This window comes from Vibrio sp. 1580, from assembly GCF_033340055.1.
Map to the genome: position 1 here is coordinate 1 of NZ_JAWOVT010000239.1, position 750 is coordinate 750.

The 750-nt window shown below is 48.8% G+C and carries 2 protein-coding genes; both read left to right on the top strand.

Going from position 1 to position 750, the window contains the following annotated elements; genetic code table 11:
• On the top strand, positions 1-229 hold a 229-nt coding region (locus tag R7093_RS25265), incomplete at its 5' end, for a LysM peptidoglycan-binding domain-containing protein (RefSeq protein WP_318147025.1).
• Between the two features lie 22 nt (positions 230-251).
• On the top strand, positions 252-750 hold a 499-nt coding region (gene mutL, locus R7093_RS25270; RefSeq protein WP_318147026.1), incomplete at its 3' end, for a DNA mismatch repair endonuclease MutL.

Consider the following 750-nt stretch of genomic DNA (forward strand, 5'->3'; position numbering starts at 1 on the left):
TCGTCGTGAGAACAACTTAAACTCCGATACCTTATGGGTTGGTCAAAACCTTAAGATCACCGTAGCAGTGAAAGATAACCCGATCCGCAAGCACAAAGTCGCGCGAGGGGAATACCTTGGTAAGATTGCGTCCAAATATGGCGTGAGCGTTGCGAGTATTCGCCAAGCAAACAACTTGCGCTCGGACGAGCTTGCTGTTGGGCAAGTCCTGATCATTCCAAACAAATAAGTAAGTGAGCTTCTAACTCATTATGACGATAAAAATTTTGCCAGCTAGGCTCGCCAACCAAATTGCGGCAGGGGAAGTGGTCGAAAGACCTGCCTCTGTCATCAAAGAGTTGGTGGAAAATAGCCTCGACTCTGGCGCAACCCGAATCGATATCGACATCGAAAAAGGCGGTGCCAAGCTTATTCGTGTTCGTGACAACGGAAAAGGGATTGCGAAAGATGAGCTCGGGCTGGCACTCAGTCGTCATGCAACGTCTAAAATCCATACCTTAGATGATTTAGAAGCGATCATGAGCTTGGGCTTTCGTGGAGAGGCATTGGCGAGTATCAGTTCCGTCTCTCGTCTTACATTAACCTCTCGCCCAGCTGCGCAAGAAGAAGCGTGGAGTGCATATTCGGAAGGGCGTGATATGCAGGTCAAATTGCAGCCTGCTGCCCATCCCATTGGTACCACGGTTGAAGTGCTGGATTTGTTTTTCAATACTCCTGCACGCCGTAAGTTTCTTCGTACCGAAAAAACGG